This is a genomic window from Mesorhizobium sp. M0960, assembly GCF_040319055.1.
GTDB lineage: Bacteria > Pseudomonadota > Alphaproteobacteria > Rhizobiales > Rhizobiaceae > Mesorhizobium.
The window spans coordinates 14,290-33,207 of record NZ_JAMYNN010000005.1; the positions used below are offsets into that span (position 1 = coordinate 14,290).

Annotated in this window: 24 protein-coding genes and 2 pseudogenes; 17 read left to right on the plus strand and 9 right to left on the minus strand. The window is 59.4% G+C overall.

The annotated features are described in order from the left end of the window. Positions 1-109: 109 nt before the first annotated feature. The gene (locus NKH63_RS12445) at positions 110-1,279 is read left to right on the plus strand and encodes a hypothetical protein (RefSeq protein ID WP_352911319.1); all 1,170 of its coding nucleotides are present in this window, start codon (positions 110-112) and stop codon (positions 1,277-1,279) included. A gap of 49 nt (positions 1,280-1,328) precedes the next feature. Continuing rightward, the gene (locus NKH63_RS12450) at positions 1,329-1,823 is read left to right on the plus strand and encodes a hypothetical protein (protein WP_352911322.1); all 495 of its coding nucleotides are present in this window, start codon (positions 1,329-1,331) and stop codon (positions 1,821-1,823) included. Between the two features lie 152 nt (positions 1,824-1,975). On the opposite strand, the gene NKH63_RS12455 is transcribed toward NKH63_RS12450, so the two are convergent. Continuing rightward, positions 1,976-3,253, minus strand: a complete 1,278-nt coding sequence (locus NKH63_RS12455) for a type II toxin-antitoxin system HipA family toxin (RefSeq protein WP_352911325.1) — start codon at positions 3,251-3,253, stop codon at positions 1,976-1,978. Beyond that, the gene (locus NKH63_RS12460) at positions 3,253-3,504 is read right to left on the minus strand and encodes a helix-turn-helix domain-containing protein (protein WP_352911328.1); all 252 of its coding nucleotides are present in this window, start codon (positions 3,502-3,504) and stop codon (positions 3,253-3,255) included. Before NKH63_RS12460 ends, NKH63_RS12455 begins: the two co-directional genes overlap by 1 nt. Positions 3,505-3,632: 128 nt before the next feature. Here NKH63_RS12460 and NKH63_RS12465 point away from each other — a divergent pair, with 128 nt between their 5' ends. The 3 genes from NKH63_RS12465 to NKH63_RS12475 all read left to right on the plus strand — a co-directional run bounded on the left by NKH63_RS12465 (position 3,633) and on the right by NKH63_RS12475 (position 5,319). Then, on the plus strand, positions 3,633-3,914 hold the full coding sequence (locus NKH63_RS12465; protein ID WP_352917929.1) for a hypothetical protein: 282 nt from the start codon (positions 3,633-3,635) through the stop codon (positions 3,912-3,914). 10 nt (positions 3,915-3,924) lie between these two features. Continuing rightward, positions 3,925-4,374 (plus strand): DUF2971 domain-containing protein, encoded by a 450-nt coding sequence (locus NKH63_RS12470; protein ID WP_352911332.1) that lies wholly within the window; start codon positions 3,925-3,927, stop codon positions 4,372-4,374. Positions 4,375-4,458: 84 nt separating this feature from the next. Further along, positions 4,459-5,319 carry a hypothetical protein gene (locus tag NKH63_RS12475; RefSeq protein ID WP_352917930.1) on the plus strand — a complete coding sequence of 287 codons (861 nt, stop codon included), beginning with the start codon at positions 4,459-4,461 and terminating at the stop codon, positions 5,317-5,319. Here the strand turns inward: NKH63_RS12475 and NKH63_RS12480 are convergent. Further along, positions 5,295-6,569, minus strand: a complete 1,275-nt coding sequence (locus NKH63_RS12480) for a DUF4238 domain-containing protein (protein ID WP_352917931.1) — start codon at positions 6,567-6,569, stop codon at positions 5,295-5,297. The genes NKH63_RS12475 and NKH63_RS12480 overlap by 25 nt on opposite strands. A 313-nt stretch (positions 6,570-6,882) precedes the next feature. Between NKH63_RS12480 and NKH63_RS12485 the strand changes: the two are divergent. Beyond that, positions 6,883-6,984 (plus strand): annotated as a pseudogene (locus NKH63_RS12485) (damage-inducible protein); the annotation flags it as partial. Further along, complete coding sequence (locus NKH63_RS12490; protein WP_352911341.1) at positions 6,974-7,201, plus strand: peptidoglycan-binding protein; 228 nt, start codon at positions 6,974-6,976, stop codon at positions 7,199-7,201. The pseudogene NKH63_RS12485 and the gene NKH63_RS12490, both read left to right, overlap by 11 nt. Here the strand turns inward: NKH63_RS12490 and NKH63_RS12495 are convergent. After that, a complete protein-coding gene (locus tag NKH63_RS12495; RefSeq protein ID WP_352917932.1) occupies positions 7,155-8,789 on the minus strand; it encodes a PIN domain-containing protein in 1,635 nt (544 codons plus the stop codon). The two genes, NKH63_RS12490 and NKH63_RS12495, sit on opposite strands and share 47 nt — an antisense overlap. Before the next feature lie 202 nt (positions 8,790-8,991). On the opposite strand from NKH63_RS12495, the gene NKH63_RS12500 reads away from it, so the two are divergent. Further along, a complete protein-coding gene (locus NKH63_RS12500) occupies positions 8,992-9,408 on the plus strand; it encodes a hypothetical protein (protein WP_352917955.1) in 417 nt (138 codons plus the stop codon). Here the strand turns inward: NKH63_RS12500 and NKH63_RS12505 are convergent. Next, positions 9,354-9,605, minus strand: a complete 252-nt coding sequence (locus NKH63_RS12505; protein WP_352911349.1) for a DUF6074 family protein — start codon at positions 9,603-9,605, stop codon at positions 9,354-9,356. The genes NKH63_RS12500 and NKH63_RS12505 overlap by 55 nt on opposite strands. A gap of 75 nt (positions 9,606-9,680) precedes the next feature. Here NKH63_RS12505 and NKH63_RS12510 point away from each other — a divergent pair. The 8 genes and pseudogenes from NKH63_RS12510 to NKH63_RS12550 form a co-directional block, all read left to right on the plus strand. After that, positions 9,681-9,878: pseudogene (locus NKH63_RS12510) on the plus strand (transposase); the annotation flags it as partial. 643 nt (positions 9,879-10,521) lie between these two features. Beyond that, positions 10,522-10,788 (plus strand): hypothetical protein, encoded by a 267-nt coding sequence (locus NKH63_RS12515; RefSeq protein ID WP_352911352.1) that lies wholly within the window; start codon positions 10,522-10,524, stop codon positions 10,786-10,788. A gap of 240 nt (positions 10,789-11,028) precedes the next feature. Then, the gene (locus NKH63_RS12520) at positions 11,029-11,223 is read left to right on the plus strand and encodes a hypothetical protein (protein WP_352917933.1); all 195 of its coding nucleotides are present in this window, start codon (positions 11,029-11,031) and stop codon (positions 11,221-11,223) included. Between the two features lie 140 nt (positions 11,224-11,363). After that, positions 11,364-11,591 (plus strand): hypothetical protein, encoded by a 228-nt coding sequence (locus NKH63_RS12525; RefSeq protein WP_352457911.1) that lies wholly within the window; start codon positions 11,364-11,366, stop codon positions 11,589-11,591. 274 nt (positions 11,592-11,865) lie between these two features. Next, the gene (locus NKH63_RS12530; protein ID WP_352911358.1) at positions 11,866-12,084 is read left to right on the plus strand and encodes a hypothetical protein; all 219 of its coding nucleotides are present in this window, start codon (positions 11,866-11,868) and stop codon (positions 12,082-12,084) included. A 184-nt stretch (positions 12,085-12,268) separates the two neighbouring features. Then, the gene (locus tag NKH63_RS12535) at positions 12,269-12,511 is read left to right on the plus strand and encodes a DUF982 domain-containing protein (protein WP_352911361.1); all 243 of its coding nucleotides are present in this window, start codon (positions 12,269-12,271) and stop codon (positions 12,509-12,511) included. A gap of 483 nt (positions 12,512-12,994) precedes the next feature. Then, on the plus strand, positions 12,995-13,240 hold the full coding sequence (locus tag NKH63_RS12545; RefSeq protein WP_352911367.1) for a DUF982 domain-containing protein: 246 nt from the start codon (positions 12,995-12,997) through the stop codon (positions 13,238-13,240). Positions 13,241-13,976: 736 nt separating this feature from the next. After that, positions 13,977-15,638, plus strand: coding sequence for a DNA polymerase/3'-5' exonuclease PolX (locus NKH63_RS12550; protein ID WP_352917953.1), 1,662 nt, complete (start codon positions 13,977-13,979; stop codon positions 15,636-15,638). 21 nt (positions 15,639-15,659) lie between these two features. On the opposite strand, the gene NKH63_RS12555 is transcribed toward NKH63_RS12550, so the two are convergent. The 3 genes from NKH63_RS12555 to NKH63_RS12565 all read right to left on the minus strand — a co-directional run bounded on the left by NKH63_RS12555 (position 15,660) and on the right by NKH63_RS12565 (position 17,406). Beyond that, positions 15,660-16,298, minus strand: coding sequence for a hypothetical protein (locus NKH63_RS12555; protein ID WP_352917935.1), 639 nt, complete (start codon positions 16,296-16,298; stop codon positions 15,660-15,662). A gap of 524 nt (positions 16,299-16,822) precedes the next feature. Continuing rightward, a complete protein-coding gene (locus NKH63_RS12560; RefSeq protein WP_352479079.1) occupies positions 16,823-17,068 on the minus strand; it encodes a hypothetical protein in 246 nt (81 codons plus the stop codon). A gap of 83 nt (positions 17,069-17,151) precedes the next feature. Next, positions 17,152-17,406, minus strand: a complete 255-nt coding sequence (locus NKH63_RS12565) for a helix-turn-helix domain-containing protein (RefSeq protein WP_352917936.1) — start codon at positions 17,404-17,406, stop codon at positions 17,152-17,154. A 683-nt stretch (positions 17,407-18,089) separates the two neighbouring features. Here NKH63_RS12565 and NKH63_RS12570 point away from each other — a divergent pair. Next, positions 18,090-18,275: a hypothetical protein gene (locus NKH63_RS12570; protein ID WP_352594724.1), complete on the plus strand. Its 186-nt coding sequence runs from the start codon at positions 18,090-18,092 to the stop codon at positions 18,273-18,275. Between the two features lie 43 nt (positions 18,276-18,318). Here the strand turns inward: NKH63_RS12570 and NKH63_RS12575 are convergent, their stop codons facing one another. After that, positions 18,319-18,531 carry a hypothetical protein gene (locus NKH63_RS12575; protein ID WP_352594726.1) on the minus strand — a complete coding sequence of 71 codons (213 nt, stop codon included), beginning with the start codon at positions 18,529-18,531 and terminating at the stop codon, positions 18,319-18,321. Positions 18,532-18,918 lie beyond the last annotated feature (387 nt).

Sequence of the window (18,918 nt, forward strand, 5' to 3'; positions counted from 1 at the left end):
GTGGCGCCACGAAGGTCCGGTGGCTGGCAATCTATATGCGTCCCCCGCCTTTGTGAGGCTTGGGGAAACCTGCCAGGGGCTGTATCAATCAGCGGGATCGAAGGACGCCGTGAACGTCGCCCTCAGCCAAGCCCTCTACGGTCTCGGATTTCGCTGGAGCGACGACGAACCCGCCCGCTTTGCTGTCTCCCCGGCTACCGCAGCGGCCCGCCTTGACCAAGCCTTCAGGCAGACGGAAGCGCATCTGGTACATCTCTGTCCGCTTGATCTCGGCGACGATGTCCCCGAACTGCGTTTTGGACCCAATGCCATTCGAAACTTCACAGCAGAGGAGCTGGACGATCTCCTCGACCCCGATGGGTTGTCGCAAAAACGGCCCGGCTGGCGTTTCGACAGCCAGCGCTTCAGCCGGTTTGCCTGGCTCGTCGTCGAAGAAACCGTGGTCCTCCCCGGAAAATCTGGCGGCCGCGTTCTCCCCGGACTGTTCGCCGATCTGCGACAGGATTTCGGGCGGATCGAACCGCACAAAAGGCACTTCCCCGCTCCGGTCGAAGCTGCGCTCTTCGCGCTACTGACCGCCCCCTGGGAGGAGGTCACCAGCTATTCCGACTTGGATTGGCGCCCCTTTCGCGTGCCATGGGTCCATACGCTGTCAGACGACCTGTTTGCGCGCCGATCGACGCCGCCCGATGCCGACACATTGTCGTGGGAGCCGGACTTCTACGAAGATGAGGACGGCGCCATGGTGGAGATTGAACGGCCTACGCGGTTGCCCCTGACCGACGCTGCGATACCCCAAACAGCCTATCTGGATGATGCAGCCTGGACTGAACTCCTGGAGGCTCGACGTTCCCCGCTATTTCATCGCCCGATCGACCACTTCGCGATCCAGGCCTTCGCGAGCGATGGGATCGACGAGTTTCTTGCGCATGTCACGGTGATCGAGGCCGCATTGGGACAGCCGATCGACCATGACCCGAGGAAGCGCCCGAAAATTAACAGACAACGGCGCCAGGGCGCGACGGCCCGGGTCGCATGGCGCCTGGCGGCGCTCCTGGACGATGCCTCTGCCGGCGAGCGATACCTCGCGCTCTTCAAGGAGAGAAGCGACTTCCTCCATGGCCAGGCGATGCAGGACATACCAAGCCAAGTGCGACTGGACGCTCGACGGCTTGCGCGTGGATGCGTGTGTGCCTTAATCGGCGCGGCAACCTCACCGTCGCCTCCAGAAAACCAGGATGCCTTTCTGCAGTGCGGTTCGTCGCAGGCTTCGGGCTAGAACGGCGCATGACGGCTTCGACACGCGCATATTCGATTGGAGGTTCGGTGTGACAGAAGATGTCGATTTGGCCAATGTTGGCGCAGCATCCGAAAGGTTCTTTCGGCTCTACCAGACGCATTGCGTCTCACCGAGCCGCGACACACTGTTTTCGCTCCTGGAGGCGGCACACAGTCTCAATGACCGACTGAAGGTTGGAGCTGCTGCCGATTTCTTCGACGTCCAGGAATTTGCGGCGCTCAAGTGCCTCCGCAACTACTTCCACCATCAACAGGAACTGCGGCACGTCGTCAGACTCATTCCGATCGGCGGCTATCCGATAACGACAGATCTGATGACGTTGTGCCTCGTCCCACGCGACAACGTCGTCGCGGCGATAGAGACGACAAAGCGGTATCAGGAGGAGACTCGGCAGGCCTGCCAACAGATGTTCCATTGGTATGGTCCGGTCGTGAACATCAACCCCGCTCTGTTCAACTTTGTCGTCGCTGCCTATGAGCGCCTGAGGGATCGAGGCGTGCCCCCTGGCGGGGGAAGCCGTTGAGGATTTCGAGGCCAGCTATGACTATGAAGAAGAGAACAACCTTCCACATTTTGTCGATGGAAGGCTAGCTACATCGGCCGGCAGCATCGACGCGCTCCTGACGGACATTATGAAATCCACGCCGAGCAGCGGCGCTGCTGGAAATCTTTGAGCTATGCGCTCCAGGCGCGCACTGCGGTGCAGCGCTGAACGATGTCCTCGACTGCAGGCGCCAGCAGCTTGCTGTCGGCCTCGGTCCCTTTCACTTCCGCGAGCAACTTCTCGGCTGCCGGGATCAGGCGCTCGGCCATATCGAGCAATTGCCGAAGTACGTAGCGGGGGCGGAAGTCGGTATCCTTGGCGAAGGCTTCCCAGTTTTCCGGCGTCAGCGTGAGCGGATCACGATTGCCACCGACGAACATCGCCAGCCGCGGACGCTGCTCCTTGTAGAAGGACCGGAAAGCAGCGGCGTTGTTGACATCATAGAGCTGACTGAGCTCGATGCGATCGAGCCGATAGACCAGTGAGTAGTTCTTGGCGTGGGCGTCCGGGTTGCCAACCAGGAACTGGAAGATCGCGCGATCAAGAAGTTGCGTGCGAGCCGTGACGACGTCGCTGACCTTCTTCATCAGCTCGAAGCATTCCTGCCAGCCCGGCCCGCCATCCTTTTCGTACTTCTGCCGCGGAAAGCGCCCGAGCGCCTGGCAGAAATCCTCCTGATGCAAACGGCGGAAAACCTCTTGCCCGTTCACGCCGACACGGTCGTATCGCCGGATGACCATGTAGGGCGTGTCCTTGACCACGCGGATGGTCGAGAACGGCACCGGAATGCCGACGGCCGCAGCCAGGCGCAGGCAGAAATGCTCGACGCGGATCGAGTCCGGCAGACCGTCGATGTCGACCTTTAGAATGTGAGTGCTAGGGGTGTGCCCTCTCGGCAGCGCGATCCTGCGATCGACGACGCCGACCCCAGCCTTGTGATGGACCCCGGCAAGTGACAGCCGCAGCTCTCCGTCGGCATCGATGAACAGCGGCCGCCGCGGCAAGGCCTCGATGTATTCGGCAAGCCGATCATCGTCCAGCACGTCCCACTTCGTCTCGACATTCTCGTCGGCGATCACCTCATCCTCAAGCGGCATAACGGTGACCGCGCCCGGGCAATCACGGCCGAGCTGGTAGAGCAGCGCGTAATCATCGGTGGCATCGACCTGCAGATAGCGCGCCAGAGCCTCGCGCGTCTGTTGGGAATCCGGCAGCAGCCCATCGAAGAACGGGCCGGCGTGGTCATGGTCGTAGGGATCTGGCGAGAGAGGGAGCGCTAAAGAAAGCGGATGATGCGGCAATTGCGTGCGCTCGAGCCAGCCCTGCTCGTAGCGAAAGGACAAGGCGCCATCCCTGGCAACATCGAGGACACCAACAGGAAGACCGTAGAGTCGGATGGATGCGGGCATCAGAATTCGGATCCTGCGTCTGACGGGTCGCTGGCCGAGATTGTCGCCGGCGAGAACGCGATCGTCACGCCCAGCAACACCAGCACCTTGAGTACGATCGACATTGGCGGATCGACGCGGCCACGCTCGAAATCACTGATCCATTTTTGCGAGGTCGCCGTAAGATCCGCGAGCTGGCTTTGGGTAAGCCCACGCCGCTTGCGCTCCTCCCGCAGAAAGTGACGAACGTCGTCGACACCCCGAATGTGCATGTTTGACATCCTATGACCGTTCAGTGATAAGACGGTTCGTAGGGGAAAAATATCACCGACTGGTGAAGTTTCAAGGCAAGGCACAGAAAAATAACCGTTCGGTAATAAACGTCGGGCGTTGCGAGAACATGGGCGGCATCGTGCGGACGGTTGGCGACATTGCTGTCGAGGGCAACGAGACGCTCTGGAACTACTTTCGTTTCGAGCGCTTCCTTTCAACGCTCGCGGAGAGCCGGCTCTATTTCGCATCGGCAAACCAGTTCATCGATCCGTTCGAAGGCGCCGTCGCCGTCCAGTTGAACGTGCCGCCGCCTGATCCGCGCTACGCCGAAATGGAGAGTGTGGAGCGCGCCTTCTTCCAACTCAAACGGTTGACCAAGATAAGCTGCCTGGCACCGTGCCGCCTATGAGAGCGATGCGATGTGGAAGCTCTACGCCGGAGAGCACAAGGGCATCGCCATCTGCACGACGCCCGATCGCATGAGCGCCGCCTTCAAACCCTTTCGGCTCAAACCTGAATATGGCGTCGAGGATCTGTGGGGTGGTCCGGTTCAATATGTCGACCTGACCCAGGTTCGGATGCGCGGCGTCGCCATGCTCGACCGGTTCTTCTTCAAGCACAGGGCCTTTGAATGGGAGCGGGAATATCGGCTTGCAATCTCCGTTAGGATGGCCGAGGAATTTGGCGTCCGGGTTCCCGAACACGGCATCCTCGTCGACGTCGATCTTCCCACTCTGATCGAACGCATCGTGCTCGGCTCAACCACAACCGAAGCCGAGCGCGCCACCGTCGCTCAACATGTGGCAGCCGCCGGGCTAAGCGATCGCCTTGAGCTTTCCACCCTTCTCGGCCAACCCCGCTATATCTGAGACCCAGCAAGCAGGCACCAGAGCAAGGCGAGGCCCACCAGAATGATATCGTACTCGGACACCGCACTCACGATCTCGGAACCGTTGCAGACCAACGCGATCGTCTGGATCCACTCGCTACCGGAACGTGAGATGGGTCCCACCCGGCGCATCCTCGAAGATCTTGAGGGCCTCGCCTCCGCCGGCGGTTTCCCCGTCTTCGCGTATGCTGTTCGAGATCGCGCCGAACTGAGCGATCTCTTCAGGCAGTTGATGACGGAGGCCGAGCAGGGATTGAGGCCGGTGCTCCATGCCGATGCTCACGGAACAGTCGCCGAGGGGCTCCTGCTTGCGCCCAGCGGAGAACGCGTCGGCTGGGGCGAGATTATTGAAGATCTCCGGACCCTCAATGTTGCGACGGCCAACAATCTCACCTGCATCTTTGCTCTGTGCTTCGGCCTGCATCTCTACAAGCAGGTGAGCCTGAGGCAGCCCGTGCCGTCCTATCTTTTCTGCGCGCCGCCCGCGGAAATCAGCGTCGGCTTCCTCGAGGCACAAACACTGGCTTTCTATCGGGAGATGAACCGCACCTCGAACGTCACGGCCGCATTTGAGGCAACGCTGGGCGGGGTCATGGAGTCGTTTCACTGCCAGGGTTTGTTCCTGCAATCGCTGTTGCGGTACATCCGAACCTACTGCATTGGGGGCATGCGACAGGATCGCCTGGAGCGCATGGTCACGGCCGTCCTGCAACGCGACGGCATCGTAAACCCGTCCAGCGCGCAACTGAAACAGGTCCGGCGCAGGATACGCGAATCCGTGCAACCAGGTCAGAAGCTGATCGATGTGTTCGCGCCGTCGTTCCTGATCGGCCGCGCCCCGGCCTTCAGCTACGCCGACCTCGACCGGATTCTCAAGCGCTCTGTCGCCACCGGGCGATCTCAACGGCGCTCGGCGTCGAGCTGAACGCTGAGCGATCTCAGGCTGGGATCGCGATGGACAACGCGAAACCAGCCGGACGATGGTTCGCCAAAGCGCTCGACCATCACTTGGCCCATCCCACACCTCATCTGCCGATCGACATAGAGTTCGACCCGCAACATTCCCTTGTCGGCAGCGACTTGGGCAAGCAGATCGACCTGCCTGGTTCGTGCCGTCAGGCCTTCACCCGCCTCGTCGATCTCTTCAATCGCCACCACGCAGTGATCGAGGGGACCGAAGACGACGAGGTGGGTCCCCGCGGGCATGCCCGATCGCGCCGGGGGCGCGTGCCCCATCTTTCCCAGTTCGGTATGCGCCTCGACGCTCCGCAGGTCCTCGTCCTGCTGCAGAATCTCGCGTGCGAAGTCGAACGCGTCGGTATCGGCATAAAGGTAGCCGGCGCTTTGCGAGACCTGGAGACCATTGAGGTAGCGTACCATGTCGCCATCGATGGCGATCGCCTCACCGGACCGCAGACCATCCCGATAGCGGATCATTCTTGCCTTGCGTTCAGGCTCAAGATCCGCGCTCGCCGCCAGTTCGTAACGCTGGGCAATCGTCGCGCAATGCAACGCAAGCGTCAGGCCAGGTGAAACCGGCAGCATCACCATGACACCCGGCGAAGTGAGCCCGACATCTCCGTAGGGGAAGGCGTTGATGCGGCTGACCGGATGGTCCGAGATGATGAAGCGATGCTCGCCGTCGCTCCCATAGAGGGCGGGATGAAGACGAAGCAGCGCGACGGTGTGACCTTCCCGTTCAAGGAACGCCTTGACGGCACCAAGCCTCACTGCCGTGTCAGAGGGCATGGCCATGTGCGGATCGGCATCCGGGTCATAGCCGACCTGGCGCGTCATCTCCCGCAATTGGCCCGCCAGATGCTTTGGTCCCGTTCGGCTTAAATGAGTCCGTAGCATCTGGGTCGCGAAGAAATCGGCCAGTGCAATACGATCGTCCGCCGTCATCCACGCCAGCGAGCGTCGCGAGAGGATTTCGGCGACGAGGCGGGCGGAGCGGGCATCGACCTCCTGAAAGAGGTCCTCGAAGTTCCATCTCGTGTCCCCCAGGATCACCGTATTGAAGTCGTTCTCGGAGCCAGCGTTGGCAATCGACGTCAGAAAGGACCGGTCGGACCGCTTGGCGAAAACGTAGATGGAGCGCCGTTCTGGATCGGCGGCAAAGTGCCGAAGTTGGGCCTGAGGAACGAAGTGATGCTTTTTCGATGGTCGACTCATCGTTTCCTGCCGTGATGCGGCCCCTCAGCACAGTTGATGGTGCGGAAGCAGTCCGAAGCGCATCATAGCAGCAAACTTCGTTTGCATCCGATGACCGGCAATGGCTCACCGCGTCGCGATTGACGGGCAGCCGCATTCCCATCGAGTAGAACAAATAAGGAACATATCAGCCCGAAATCCATTGGGAAGACTGTTTGAGAGTGATTTATCCATGGGTCAGCCGGCCGCCAGCCCTGCCATCGCTGCGCTTCGCGAGCGAATCGCACGCCTCGAAGGCGGGCCGGCGCGCCATCGCGCGGTGCTTCCGTTCGGCGTTCCCGGTATCGACTTGCCGGTCCCCGGCATCGGCCGTGCTCGCTGGCAGCTCGAACTCATCCGGGTGAGAGCGGGAGAAAGCGCCGATTTTGAAGTGGAACCAAGAGGTCCAATTCGCCTTGCTTGCGTTCGGCTACTACAGCGGCGAGATAGACGGCGAAATGAATCCCGACCTGAGGGCCGGACTGCAGAATATGCAGGCGGACTACTCTCTGAAGGTAACCGGGACGATTACGCCCGAGACGCTAACTGCGCTCAGGATCGAGCACGCTAGTTGCAGATCTCGACCATGGCGCTCGCCACATCCGATACGCTAAACGAATCCAAAGTCCGACTGACAATCAGCCTTGCTTGTTCGGGCTTTGCCAGGTTCTCGGCATGCACCGTGCATTCGACAATGCCGCGGGCTTCTCCTGTCTTTGTGAACAACACCTCAAATTCGAAAACCTGTTCGCTAGCCTGGTGACGCCAAAGGTCGCACGTCAAGGCACCCTTCTTCACGATGCCGGTCGTCGGCCAGTCCTCATAGTAGAAGGATTCCGGGTCATGCGGATCTGGAATGTAGGTTCGTAAGGGCCGATACGAAACTGTCTCGGGTGATGCCTGACCGAAAAACGCGTCGGGACTGAAGGTGCGAAACACATCATGCTGCAGCAGACGGGCTGCTGCACTCACCGCGGAAGTATCCAAGCGCCCAAGCATTTTGGACATCTCTGCGATGTGTCGGGGGTTGTCGCCTAGTGCTCCAGAAGCCATCAGTTTCGAGATGTCGAGTCCCTGCGTCACCTTCGGTTTCGGTTCGGCAGGTGGCGATATACGCGTAACCTGCTTTTGAAATGACGGAGGTTTGGGTGGTAGCGGAAACTGTGTGGTGGGGGGTGTCGGCGGCAATCGCAAAGGCGCACCAGTCGCGGAATCCTCGTCGTCGTCTGTCCGGATACGCCGGAGTGCCAGCGAACCTTTCGCCTCGAACTCGAGGCGAACCTGCGATGCAGGGCGGGTGCCGTTGTTCGATATCGGCCAGCGCACCATAACGGGCGGCTCGATCTCGTCGCGGCCGTGATGGAGCTGCGACAGGATCGCGTGGCACCGTTCAATCCATTGCGGGTAAAGCACGTCGCGATATTTGCTAATATCGTCTTCGGCAGGGGAAGAGTACTCGATCTTCGTCACCTCGCCCGAAGCATCGGTCGTGCTCGACGGAGAGGGCGGCGTGAAGTCTGTTACGAGCGCATGCTTAAGTTTGAGTGCCGCGAGAAATCCCCCAATTTCCATTTGCGTGAGCGGGGTCGCGACCTTTCTAGTCGCGGCTATCGTGTTCGAACCGTCCGCGCTTTCGCAGGTGCCGATCGAAATCCTCGGCTCCTGCGCCCGATAGGCTTCTATTTCCCTTTTGAGCTCTTTGATCCTTTTGGCATCGTCCGTTGCCAGCGGAGGGCGTCGCCAGCTTTCGTCGATCATAAAGTACGGGATAGCTAGGCCATCAGCGGTCATGGCTGGTCCGGCATCTTCGGTGAACAATATTACGCGGTGTTCTGGGGACCGCGCGTTCAGCGTGGACACGATGCCGATGAGTCTCTCGTCGGTTTTCGTGTAATCGAGATGTTCCTCCAGCGCGGGATCCGGTTTCACGCTGGGCATGCGGCGCAACACGACCTTTGGCGAGGATGTCCGGATTTCGGATTCCAGTACCGAAAACTTCAGCATTTGGCGGACGCGCCGAAATATTTCGAGCGCGCGATCGCGCGTGCGGCTATTGGCATTCTTGTGCTTGTCGATCTCATCCAGGACGGGCTTCGCCAAGAGGATGACAATCGGATCGTAGCCGAGCTCTTGCCACGGCAGCTGGTCGAGTGGCTTGCACTCGAAGAAAAGGTTGGTGTCCGCAACCAGATGGATTTCCATTCCCGCCCCCTCGTCTGCCGGCTCGGATATTTGCTCTCCTTCAGGCAAATTCAAGCACTTTTGCCAATGGCCAACCAAAGCTTGGTATGTTGCCGTACGAAGAGCGGACGCGTCCTTCGCTTCCGTCACTCACGCCTGGCGCATGGGTTGCGTGTCAATTTGAAAGTTTGACCGGCTGCTATCCTCCCCGTTCCAGCCAATCATGACGCCGAAACCACATAAGCCGCCACTGGATGTTCGCTTTTTGTGCCTCAAAAGTCGCATAAATGGCAGACTGGAACTCAACGGCGGCTCATTGGTTTTGCGGGTTCAGCTCGTGGAAAAGGTCCGTCGGCCTTCCATGAATGCGGGTTTCCGCATCGCCTACCTCGATTTGGTCGATGAACGCCGGACAGGCGAGGCGGAACCGTATCTCGCCCGAGAGCACATTCGCGCGCATGATTTCGACGAACGCGGCTATCTTTTCATCCGCAGTGAGAAACCTGCGTTTGACGGATGCAGTGGTGCTACGCTTGTGGAGCCCCGGGGCGTCTCTATGCGGCAATCCCTCATCGTGAGCCGATGCTATTGTGCAAGTTTCGCAGCACTGCGGGTGGCGATATCGCCCAAGACAGCATGAAGAAGCGTTCCAACTTCCTGTTCGGCGACCCCGGGTGCAATTCCTGATTCGGACAGTTGAACGAGAATTGCCTTGGCGGTGTTGCGCCAGAAGGCGTTCGCGTCTTCCCCGTTCTTGGATTCCAGGACCCGGGCGATCCCTTCGACCAACTTCCGCCGCCGATGCAGCGGAAACGCGCTTATCTTTGAATCACACATCGATCACCTCACCCCTTCAGTCGCGCGAATAAGCATTGGCGGGTGAGAAAATTTGGTTAACAGCGCTTTTGGACAATGGTCAGCAATGGAATAAAGCGTCTACCCAACAAGCCAAGAGGTGTACCGCGTGTTGATGATCGGCGCGTGCTGAACGGCATCTTCTGGGTGCTGCGCTCCGGTGCTCCATGGCGCGACCTGCCTCAGCGCTATGGCCCGCGCACCACCTGTTGCAACCGCTTCGTCCGATGGGGAAAAGCAGGTGTGTGGCTGCGCAGTAACGAGTCTACGGCCTAAGGTTTGCGGAGCCTCACGCCGGCGCGGCTGCCGTTCTCCGGGATGAACTCGACGCCGGCGGCCTAGAGGGCGACGCGCAAGGCAGCAACGGTTCGCTCTTGTGTGGGGCCCTGTCGGGCCGCGACATCTACTTAATGTCTACTCTAGACAGTAGCCGCGACCATAACTTTTGATAACAGGTCAGGGTCGCGGGATGCCGAGCCGCTTGAAATACCGAGTTACGTCCGGGTGCTCGCGATCGTCCTGCCTCAACCGTGCAAGCGCGTCATCATCGCCGGCGAGCGCCATAGCCAAACCGGGAGCGCTTATTCTCCACGGAGCACCGGGCATTGTCTGGTTGTGAAGACGGTGCTTGATCACCAGCCGCCTGAGTGTGTCTTCGCTTACGTTGTAGTCGTGCCTGAACAGATCAATGGCCTCTGGACCGTGATCGCCTCTGCCCGTGGGATGTAGAGCGGCCGAAGCCGTTCGCCTGTTTCTGGCGCTGTTTTGACAGGAAGCGCATTGGTCATTCGGCTCATCGCGCTTTTCTGCGGCCCGCCGTTTCGCCCGACATCAGGGAACGATATCTCCCCCCATGTATTAGAAACCCATGGACACTATGGAACCCCACGGCCACGGGATGGCGGCCGATCTTTTGACATCGGAAGTTGCCAATGCCAGGCAGCGCATCCACCGGACCGAGCTCGCGCTTCAACGCACTGAAGAAATGCTGGCCGAAAATCTCGCGCTGTGCAGCAGGATACGAACTGCGGTCGAGTCCGCAGACCGCTTGGTGAAGATCGATCCCCCCAGCTTTGAAGGACGTCGCGCGGTTGAACTGGGCCGGCGTTTCATTCGCCTTGCGGCACCCTGCCGCAAGAGCCTGCCCGTTGGCATCACAGCGTGAGCAAACATTGGACAGAAGCATTTCAACGTTCACGATGTGCAACGCCGACGCTAGATAGACACGAATTTCAGTTCAAAGAGCGAGGTTAATGCTGCGGCAAACGAAGGGGGCACGGGGGGGTCTTCGCGCGAGCCAGTTATCCGATCTCCCGCTCAGAAATTTCTACCAAATATTCCGACCTCCTGATGGAACCCATTCGTTGCGGGCGAGTTGCGGCTGATTGGGACGGACTTCCCGAACATGACAACCAGCAACAAAGCAGACCATCAGTCTGTCTCCGAAGCGTTTCGGAAACTGATCCGTTCCGAAGGCTATCGTTATCACGTACAAACGTTCTTAAATCTGGGGGTCGAACCAGAACTGCCGCCAACCCTTCAGTCATTACTTGCGGCTATTGATCGGGCCAAACAGGGGCCGACGGAAGAAGGTCCCTAGCCGGCTGGCTGAGCGTCAGGCTCGCTTCGTGGCTTGTTCCCCTGATTCCCACTCAGAAGCTATCAAACATTCTTCTTGATTTTTCCCGACAGAGGATCATGAATGTTCCCTTGGCTTCTCGCTGAGGTGGGAGGCCTTGTATGAACGTTTGGACGAACTGCCGACCCGACAAGGTGACTGCCAAACACCTTGTTCACGAGCTGATCCTACAAGCCCGTCGCGGCCAAATCATCTCCGTCAAAGAGACTATCGCAGCGGTGCGCCGAGACGGGCCACATCTGGCGGAAACTGACTGCGAGCTGGTGGAGTTTATTGTCAATGTTGCCCCAGCCTTTGGCCTGTTCGTCGGGTTCGATCTTCGCGAATAGCCTCATGGCAACCCGTTGGTTCTCGCCTGCGGTGTACGTCAGGACAGACCGACCTAGGATTGTGGGAGAAAGGCGGCTCGAGGCGCGTCAATAGGATCGAGGAGGAGCATGAGGGTCTTCGCGAGCCGGTGTCCGATCCCCACCACAGAAATTCTACAAACATTCCTGACTGTCGCGGCCCAGCGCCGTACCAATTTGTACAATTCGTACATGGCCTTGATGCCGCTCAGGTAGGGAGTAGAGTACCCTTCGGCGTGTTCCTGGGGAGGGCTGGATGAGCGTCGCGCGAAGGGTCGGTCCGTTTCTAGAACAAGCAATTACTGTACTCCTCAACAGGGCGGACCGTCGCGATACGGTCTCGATCAAAGCGGCACTACGCGAAGCTCGCGAGACTGCGCCTAATTTGGTGGCCTCCGACGAAGAACTAACCGAGGCAATCGTCGAGGCAGCAACTGCCATGGGCCTCTGCGTGGCTTTCGACGCCCGGGAGTAGCTGTCAGCCAACTTCAGTCACTGTGGCATCGCAACGGAAGCGCGCAGTCCTGCGTCATTTTCAATAGTCAGAGGTAATCCGCAATCACCGTCGCAAGCTGCTAAATCTGCCTGTAGAACGGAAGCTCCCGGCTGAGCAAAGGTATTTGCTGGAGAAACTTGATCGGGCCGACAAAGAGTGACGTATGGCTCTCCACTGGTTCAACCCTCCGGTCCCGGTCAAGACCGAGCGTCCCGGGATCATCCACAATGTCAACAACGCCGAGACAGCCGGCGAGGAGCTGATGAAGTGGACCAAGCGTGGCCCTTGGTGGGACCTCGCGGTGCGTGTTTGCATGGCCGTGATTTTCGACGAGATGGAACCTGAGGAGGCTCGCAAGGCGTTCCTGGCTGCTGCAAAAGAGGAGGGGACATTACTCCCGCAATGAGAACTAGCTAAATTGGATGCGGTATAAGGTTCTAGGTGTCTATTACCAACACCGCCTTCGCGAAAGGAGCCCGCCGCCGGTGAGGGAGAGGCGACGGACCCCCCTACACGGCTGCAGATCACGAAGAATCCCGCTGCCACCTCTAAACCCGCGAGGGCCTACATCGTTCCGTTAGCTGCGGCTAAAGCGGGGTTGGTCGGCGGGCTCTTGCCGCTCTAAGTTCCCCCTTATGGGTCCTCTCTGGTTCTCTCCCCCGGTCTACGTGAAGACGAAACGTCCGGGCATTCGCAATGGGGTCAGCCACCTCAAGGGAGCCGCCGAGGAACTCATGGCGTGGGACACAAAGGGCCCCGAGGTGGACCAAGGCGGTCCAATCCTGCGTCGACGCGTTCGAGGGCAGGATGTCCCCCATGAGGTCCGTGAAGCCTTTGAGGCGGCTGCCAGGGAGGCCAACGTGTATCTCTCCCCTGAGTAGGAGGTATCATGGCGCCCATCTGGTTCGTCCCTCCGGTGTTCGTGAAGACTGAAACCGGTGTCAGGCATGGCTGCAACAATGCGAAGGAAGCCCTTGAGCAGCTCAACATGTGGACCCGGCGAGGGCCTCTCTGGCACAAGGCGGTGATCCTCTGCATGTCAGCCTTGGAGGGCGATTCGATTGACCCGCACATAATACGAAAGGCCTTTGAGGCTGCCGCTAAGGAGGCCAACGTGTATCTCTCCCCTGAGTAGGAGGTGTCGTGGTAACCGATTGGTTCTCCCCTCCGGTGTACGTCAAGACCGACCGACCTGGGGTCACCTACGAGTGCAACAACGTCGAGGGTGCCGCCGAGGAACTCATGAAGTGGACCAAGATGGGACCTAAGTGGAGGAAGGCTGTGCAACTGTGCGCCGACAGGAGGTCCGTCAGGCTTTCGAGGCTGCTGCCAAGGAGGAAGGGGTGCTCCGTGAGTAGCAGGCCGGTGCCCATGGCTATGTTGGGACGGACCGCTAGGCTGTCCGAATGCTGACCAAGTCCGCGCTGCTCGAAATAGACCCGGATACGAGAGCATTCACTCTGGCCGGCGCATTTATGGGCCATTTTGCACTTCTTGAAACTGGCATCGGAGCTTGCTCTGGGCGAGGTACTTGGCGTCTATGGGGCACGTCGAGGTAAGGGGACCGGAACCGGAATGTCAGGCATCTAAAGCCGATGGCAGAAACCGGATACGGATGTCGAAAAGGCCGACCGCCTCGTGTTCGACCTCGACCCGGTGAAGGCCTCGATTTTGAGGCCGTCCGCGCCGCTGCCTTTCAGTTCCGCGCTATCCTTGAATCGCTGGGGCGGGGTCGCGCTGACCAATCCTTGCCCGATCTGTAGCGGCCGACGCGGGAAGAAGGCAGTAAAGCCGGGATTTAAAGGGCAACGCGGCGCTCATGGCCTTGCCTGATTGGAACCTGCGGAGATCGGCCTCGTTTGGCTGAAGCAATGGCAAAAATCGATCCGAGGACCGTCGCCAGTCTTTTGAAGGAATACGCACAACGGGCGTCTTTGCGCGGCGATAATCCCTATCGCACAAAGGCATACTTGCGCGCGGCAGAAAGTCTGACGGCGCTGTCGCAGCCGCTTGATCGGATCATCGCCGCCGGCGCCCTCACCAAGATCCCGGGGATCGGTGATGCGATCGCAGACATCGTGACCAAGCTTTACCAAACCGGCACGCACCCGAGCCTTGAAAAGCTGCGCGAGGATGTTCCAGCGGGCGTGATGGAGCTGTTTGCCATACCCGGGCTTCGTCCCGATAAGATACTGAAGCTTCATCAGGCGCTCGGCGTGAACTCGCTGGCGGAGCTCGAGGCCGCTGCAAGAGAAGACCGCATCCGCCCAGTCAAAGGCCTCGGCGCCGCGCTTCAGACAAAGCTGCTGCAGAACCTGGCCATCGTGCGAAGCGGCGAAACGCAACTTCACCTGCACAAGGCCGCCGCTCTTCTCCACCATGCGGTCATATCGGTAAAGCAACAGCATCCAGAGTTTTCGCGCGTGGAAATTGCAGGTGACTTCCGACGCGGTTGCGAGCTTGTTTCCGACTTCGCCCTGGTAGCGCAGGCCAGAAAGTCGACTGGAATCGAGGATACGACCCTCAGGCTTGTTGTCACGGACAGGAAGCACTTTGGCGCGAGCCTGCTCGAAGCAACCGGTTCGGCAGACCACCTTAAGCAACTGAAGACGTTCGCGGCCGTCAAGGGATTCACCCTAAACGCGGACGGGCTTCATCGCGGGAGAAAGCTGATCGCGTCAGTGACAGAAGAAGAAATCTACCAAGCTCTAGACCTGCAGTTTATCGAGCCTGAATTGCGCGAAGGCAGGGACGAGATTGAGCGAGCGGCAAAGCAGAAGCTGCCCGACCTCATTCGGGATGAAGATCTGCATGGCATCCTGCATTCTCACACGACCGCATCCGATGGCACCGAAACGCTTGAGGCAATGGCTGAAGCCACGCGCAACCGCGGTTTCGAATACTATGGTGTCGCCGATCATTCGCAGTCCGCTCACTATGCAGGCGGCCTTTCGTTGCAGGAGATTGCTGAACAGCACCGCGAAGCTGACCGGCTGAACAAGGCGTACAATGGAAAATTTCGCATACTGAAGGGCATCGAGGCGGACATCCTGGCGGATGGCTCGCTCGATTACCCGAATGATATCTTGGAGCAGTTCGATTTCGTCGTCGCGAGCGTGCACAGCCGCTTCAAGTTGCCCAAGAAGGAACAGACGGAGCGTATCATTGAGGCGATCGGAAATCCTCGGACGACAATCATCGGGCACATGACCGGACGCCAGCTGTTGCGCCGGCCCGGTTATGATCTCGACGTCGACAAAGTCCTCAAAGCGTGTGCGAAACACGGCGTCGCTGTCGAAATCAACGCACATCCGTGGCGACTCGACCTCGACTGGCGCTGGCATCAAAAGGCACTCGATCAGGGCTGCATCTTCAGCATCAATCCGGACGCTCATTCGATCCGCGAGCTCGACCACATGCATTGGGGTGTCGAGATGGCGCGCAAGGGCGGTGTCCCTGCGAAGCGGGTCCTGAACGCGATGCGTTTGGCGGCCCTCCTTGCGCATCTCGCACGGCGCAGGCAAACGTCCTAACCTGCTTGTGCGCCCGGCCTATCAGTGCAGGAGTCCGTCCTTCTCAAAATCTTCCCAGCCGCGCAAACTGGAGTGCGCGTTCTCATCGTGGCAATAGCCACCTGAAGCTGCAGTTCCGCGACCGCTTCTTTGAGCACGTTTCATAGCGGCCTTCCCCGCGGCTCGCCGCCTATTCTCTGCAGCTGTCGCTGCGTCCTGTTCACGCCAGACCGTAACCAAGTCGCGGTCAAGCACATCCTCCACGTGCTGCGGGTCGAACACGTGAAAGGTGATGTTCCTTGCCCGCCCGCGGAGTTTCACCGTTTTCGTCCCGGCGCTCTGCAAGCGACCATCTTTCAGCCAGCGGTGCCGTTCGGCCGTCGAGATCGTCAGAATGTCCTCGATTTCACGGGGGATTACGGGCAGGTCTTCGATATTCTGCAGTGCTTTGGATACGATCCCGAATACCACCTGCACATCGTTCTCGGCGCCCTCAGACAGGCGCACGGTAAGCACGCGGGACTCGATATGGAGCAGTTTCCTGAACTCCGTTGGAAGGCGGGCGCGTATTTCGAGAAAAATACCCCTCGCTCTGACGGACGATCCAAGCGTTGCAGCCGGGGTTAAAGGCCACTCTCCAATCAGCTTCGCTGTTGCACTGCTTTTTCGGCGCGTGAACATGCCCCTTTATATAGGTCACCGATTGTCGGCAGCGATGAGCCGATCGCAAAGCCAACATGAGTTCTAATCCGCCAGCGGTCTGAACCGCGATGCCCTAAAGGCGCAACCACGATTGTTAGCGGGGGCGCTTGCAACCCCGGCTAGCAGGAAGCGGCCGAGTTGATCTCGAAGTGCGATATCAGGCGCGTTGCCGCCTGGCGGCTGTACGTGGGCCACAACCTGACCGCCCGTGATTGGGAGCCACATGGCTAAAGCGGCTGTTCCGCTATTGAGCCTCGACATGCGTTTTCGGGACCCACCCCGTCGGATTCAATCGCGAATCCCGCATCGATCGCGCTTCGCGCAATGAGATCGCCAAGTTGCCAGTCCGTGAGTTCGCAAAAGGGAAGCATTCTCCTCACGGTGTGGCTAACCTCGGATATCGAAATGCTCGGGCTGCCGATGTTGTCGATCAGGTGGCGGACAATCGCTTGGCGAACGTCCGATAAGGTAGGCGTCTGCGCGAGCGCAGGCATCACCCGGCCCTATGAATGGAGCCGTGGTTCTGCGGCCACGGCTGTTTTTAAGTCGAACGCGACTGGCACACCGTGAATAATGGATGCTGCCGCCAAGAGCTCCTCCAGCTCGCGGTCGGTGGCCCTGCATGCGGGCATGAGTGTTCGGATGGCGCGGATTGCCTGTGCTATCGAAAGGAAGTGGGCCTTGCCTCTGGAGAGAACATAGGCTTCGGCGGCTCTTTCAACCGTGACTGTGTCAAAAGTGGTGGTCATCGAGAATTCCTCCCTGAACCCTGACCCACACGATTTACGGCACGAATTCGGTAGCTTGCAAGGGTTTGTCTGATTTAGGACAGTTAGGCGGAGGCTAGGCCGAAGTGACTTTGCTCCTCCTCCCCGTAAGCACCATGCGTGAGTCGTATCATTCCAACGCGGTCGATAATCGTGATCTCGCCGCGCTTGGCGTGAACCAGCCCCCGATATTCAAGCATTTGGAGGGCCGTGGTAACGCCGGGGCGCTGGGCACCAAGCATTGTCGCCAGGAATTCATGCGTCAGGTAGATCTTATTTCCTTCGACGCGGTCTTGGACCATCAGCAACCAGCGGGCCAAGCGCTCCTCGATTTTGGAGTGGCCGTTGACCAGTGCCGTCCGGGACGACTGGATGAGGAACGCGTGGGCATAGCGAAGCAGCGACTCTCATCGTGGCGACCACCGACGCGATGCCCATCTCTGGAAAATAGACACGCTCGATCGGATGATATGCGACCTCCAGCTGGTCCTTGATGCCCAGTTCGACGTGATGCAGTGACGGCCTCAAAAGCGCGAAATCCTCCGAGGAGAGGGTTTTCAATACATGGTTGCGAAGAAGGGATTGGGGCATGGCTCTCTCTCCCATGCGGGCAAGAGCACGTACCTCTTACTGTCGGCTGCGTCCGACGCGCTGGCGGCCGATGTGGGAAGCATAGGCTTCAAATGTGCGGTTGGCAAAGAGTCCGTGCCTGGCGAAAGGCTCGGGGAATGTCGGCTTGAGTCCCGTAGGTGGTGGGCGCTTCTTATGACTTATGAGGCCGGTCACGAATGTCCGGAACCGGCCTAAGCAGATCGGCAGGTTTCGAGCATCGAGTTGGCAAAAGCAGTCGTTCAGCTCACGTGATGAGTTTCGGGCGCCGTCGCCTTGCGCTTACCGACATTGTGCTTCACCCGTTCCGGCCCTCTTCTTAAGCGCAGTAACTTTGAAACAAATCCTGCCGGCAGGCGTTCCAGCATGGCGGGCGGCGTTGCCGGAGGACCCAATGCCCGACGAATACAATGACATCGTCATCCCCCAAGACCACGATGCATCGCCACTTCGGGAGGAGGAGTATTTTGTCCTCTGCCCGGGGTGCGGCCAAGCGTTCGACATCAGGTGTATGGCAGAGGCGCTTCATCACAACGAGCTAGGCCACGAGCCATACGACCTCGACCGTAGTCGGCAGTGATCGACGACCGTCGATGAGCGTTTGGAGATGTCCCTTCAGGCCTCTATACGAGCCGGGTCGAGACGAGCACCGAGGGTAAGCTCTCGCTCATCTGGCCGGTCACGTTGCCGACCGATCGGCCTGACGAATCCCTGTCGCGAGGGCGGATCTTCGCCGGCACGCTATGTCTTGACGATACCTTGCGGGCTTTCAGCAACGACTTGATGCCGTTGTGGTCGTCGTCGATGCGGCCGCGGCCGACCGAAAGCTTCGACAACGTATGCACCGCATGCGACAGTTGTTGTTCATCCAGGGCGACGGCGCCTACTCCACCGCAACCATGTCGCCCAGTTCTGTCACGACGCTCCGAAGCAGACCTGCTCCCGGCATCGGGTGCCGGGACCAACATGTGATCTCCATAATGCGTAAGAGCCGGAGGCCCATCGCCGAAGACAAGGCGCTCATTGCAGAGAAAGGTTAACGATCGATCGGATGCCCGCGTGCCTTCACGCGCAATGTTGCTGGGCGCCTCCTTCGACAGCGCGCACATGCGATACGTCCTGGCCGCGCGCGCCGCCTGTTGCCGAGAGCGACGATCGCGAATGCGCGAACGGCTGGACGGCAGGTGAAGCGGGGTCGCGATAGGCGCACATCGGACTTGCTT

What these genes read in the sequence shown, in the direction of transcription:
- NKH63_RS12455 (WP_352911325.1), bottom strand. Translation starts at nt 3,253, where the DNA reads ATGCCCGCATCCATCCGACTCTACGGTCTTCCTGTTGGTGTCCTCGAT.
- NKH63_RS12460 (WP_352911328.1), bottom strand. Translation starts at nt 3,504, where the DNA reads ATGCACATTCGGGGTGTCGACGACGTTCGTCACTTTCTGCGGGAGGAG.
- NKH63_RS12465 (WP_352917929.1), top strand. Translation starts at nt 3,633, where the DNA reads ATGGGCGGCATCGTGCGGACGGTTGGCGACATTGCTGTCGAGGGCAAC.
- NKH63_RS12470 (WP_352911332.1), top strand. Translation starts at nt 3,925, where the DNA reads ATGTGGAAGCTCTACGCCGGAGAGCACAAGGGCATCGCCATCTGCACG.
- NKH63_RS12480 (WP_352917931.1), bottom strand. Translation starts at nt 6,569, where the DNA reads ATGAGTCGACCATCGAAAAAGCATCACTTCGTTCCTCAGGCCCAACTT.
- NKH63_RS12495 (WP_352917932.1), bottom strand. Translation starts at nt 8,789, where the DNA reads ATGGAAATCCATCTGGTTGCGGACACCAACCTTTTCTTCGAGTGCAAG.
- NKH63_RS12500 (WP_352917955.1), top strand. Translation starts at nt 8,992, where the DNA reads ATGACGCCGAAACCACATAAGCCGCCACTGGATGTTCGCTTTTTGTGC.
- NKH63_RS12505 (WP_352911349.1), bottom strand. Translation starts at nt 9,605, where the DNA reads ATGTGTGATTCAAAGATAAGCGCGTTTCCGCTGCATCGGCGGCGGAAG.
- NKH63_RS12515 (WP_352911352.1), top strand. Translation starts at nt 10,522, where the DNA reads ATGGCGGCCGATCTTTTGACATCGGAAGTTGCCAATGCCAGGCAGCGC.
- NKH63_RS12520 (WP_352917933.1), top strand. Translation starts at nt 11,029, where the DNA reads ATGACAACCAGCAACAAAGCAGACCATCAGTCTGTCTCCGAAGCGTTT.
- NKH63_RS12525 (WP_352457911.1), top strand. Translation starts at nt 11,364, where the DNA reads ATGAACGTTTGGACGAACTGCCGACCCGACAAGGTGACTGCCAAACAC.
- NKH63_RS12530 (WP_352911358.1), top strand. Translation starts at nt 11,866, where the DNA reads ATGAGCGTCGCGCGAAGGGTCGGTCCGTTTCTAGAACAAGCAATTACT.
- NKH63_RS12535 (WP_352911361.1), top strand. Translation starts at nt 12,269, where the DNA reads ATGGCTCTCCACTGGTTCAACCCTCCGGTCCCGGTCAAGACCGAGCGT.
- NKH63_RS12545 (WP_352911367.1), top strand. Translation starts at nt 12,995, where the DNA reads ATGGCGCCCATCTGGTTCGTCCCTCCGGTGTTCGTGAAGACTGAAACC.
- NKH63_RS12550 (WP_352917953.1), top strand. Translation starts at nt 13,977, where the DNA reads ATGGCAAAAATCGATCCGAGGACCGTCGCCAGTCTTTTGAAGGAATAC.
- NKH63_RS12555 (WP_352917935.1), bottom strand. Translation starts at nt 16,298, where the DNA reads ATGTTCACGCGCCGAAAAAGCAGTGCAACAGCGAAGCTGATTGGAGAG.
- NKH63_RS12560 (WP_352479079.1), bottom strand. Translation starts at nt 17,068, where the DNA reads ATGACCACCACTTTTGACACAGTCACGGTTGAAAGAGCCGCCGAAGCC.
- NKH63_RS12570 (WP_352594724.1), top strand. Translation starts at nt 18,090, where the DNA reads ATGCCCGACGAATACAATGACATCGTCATCCCCCAAGACCACGATGCA.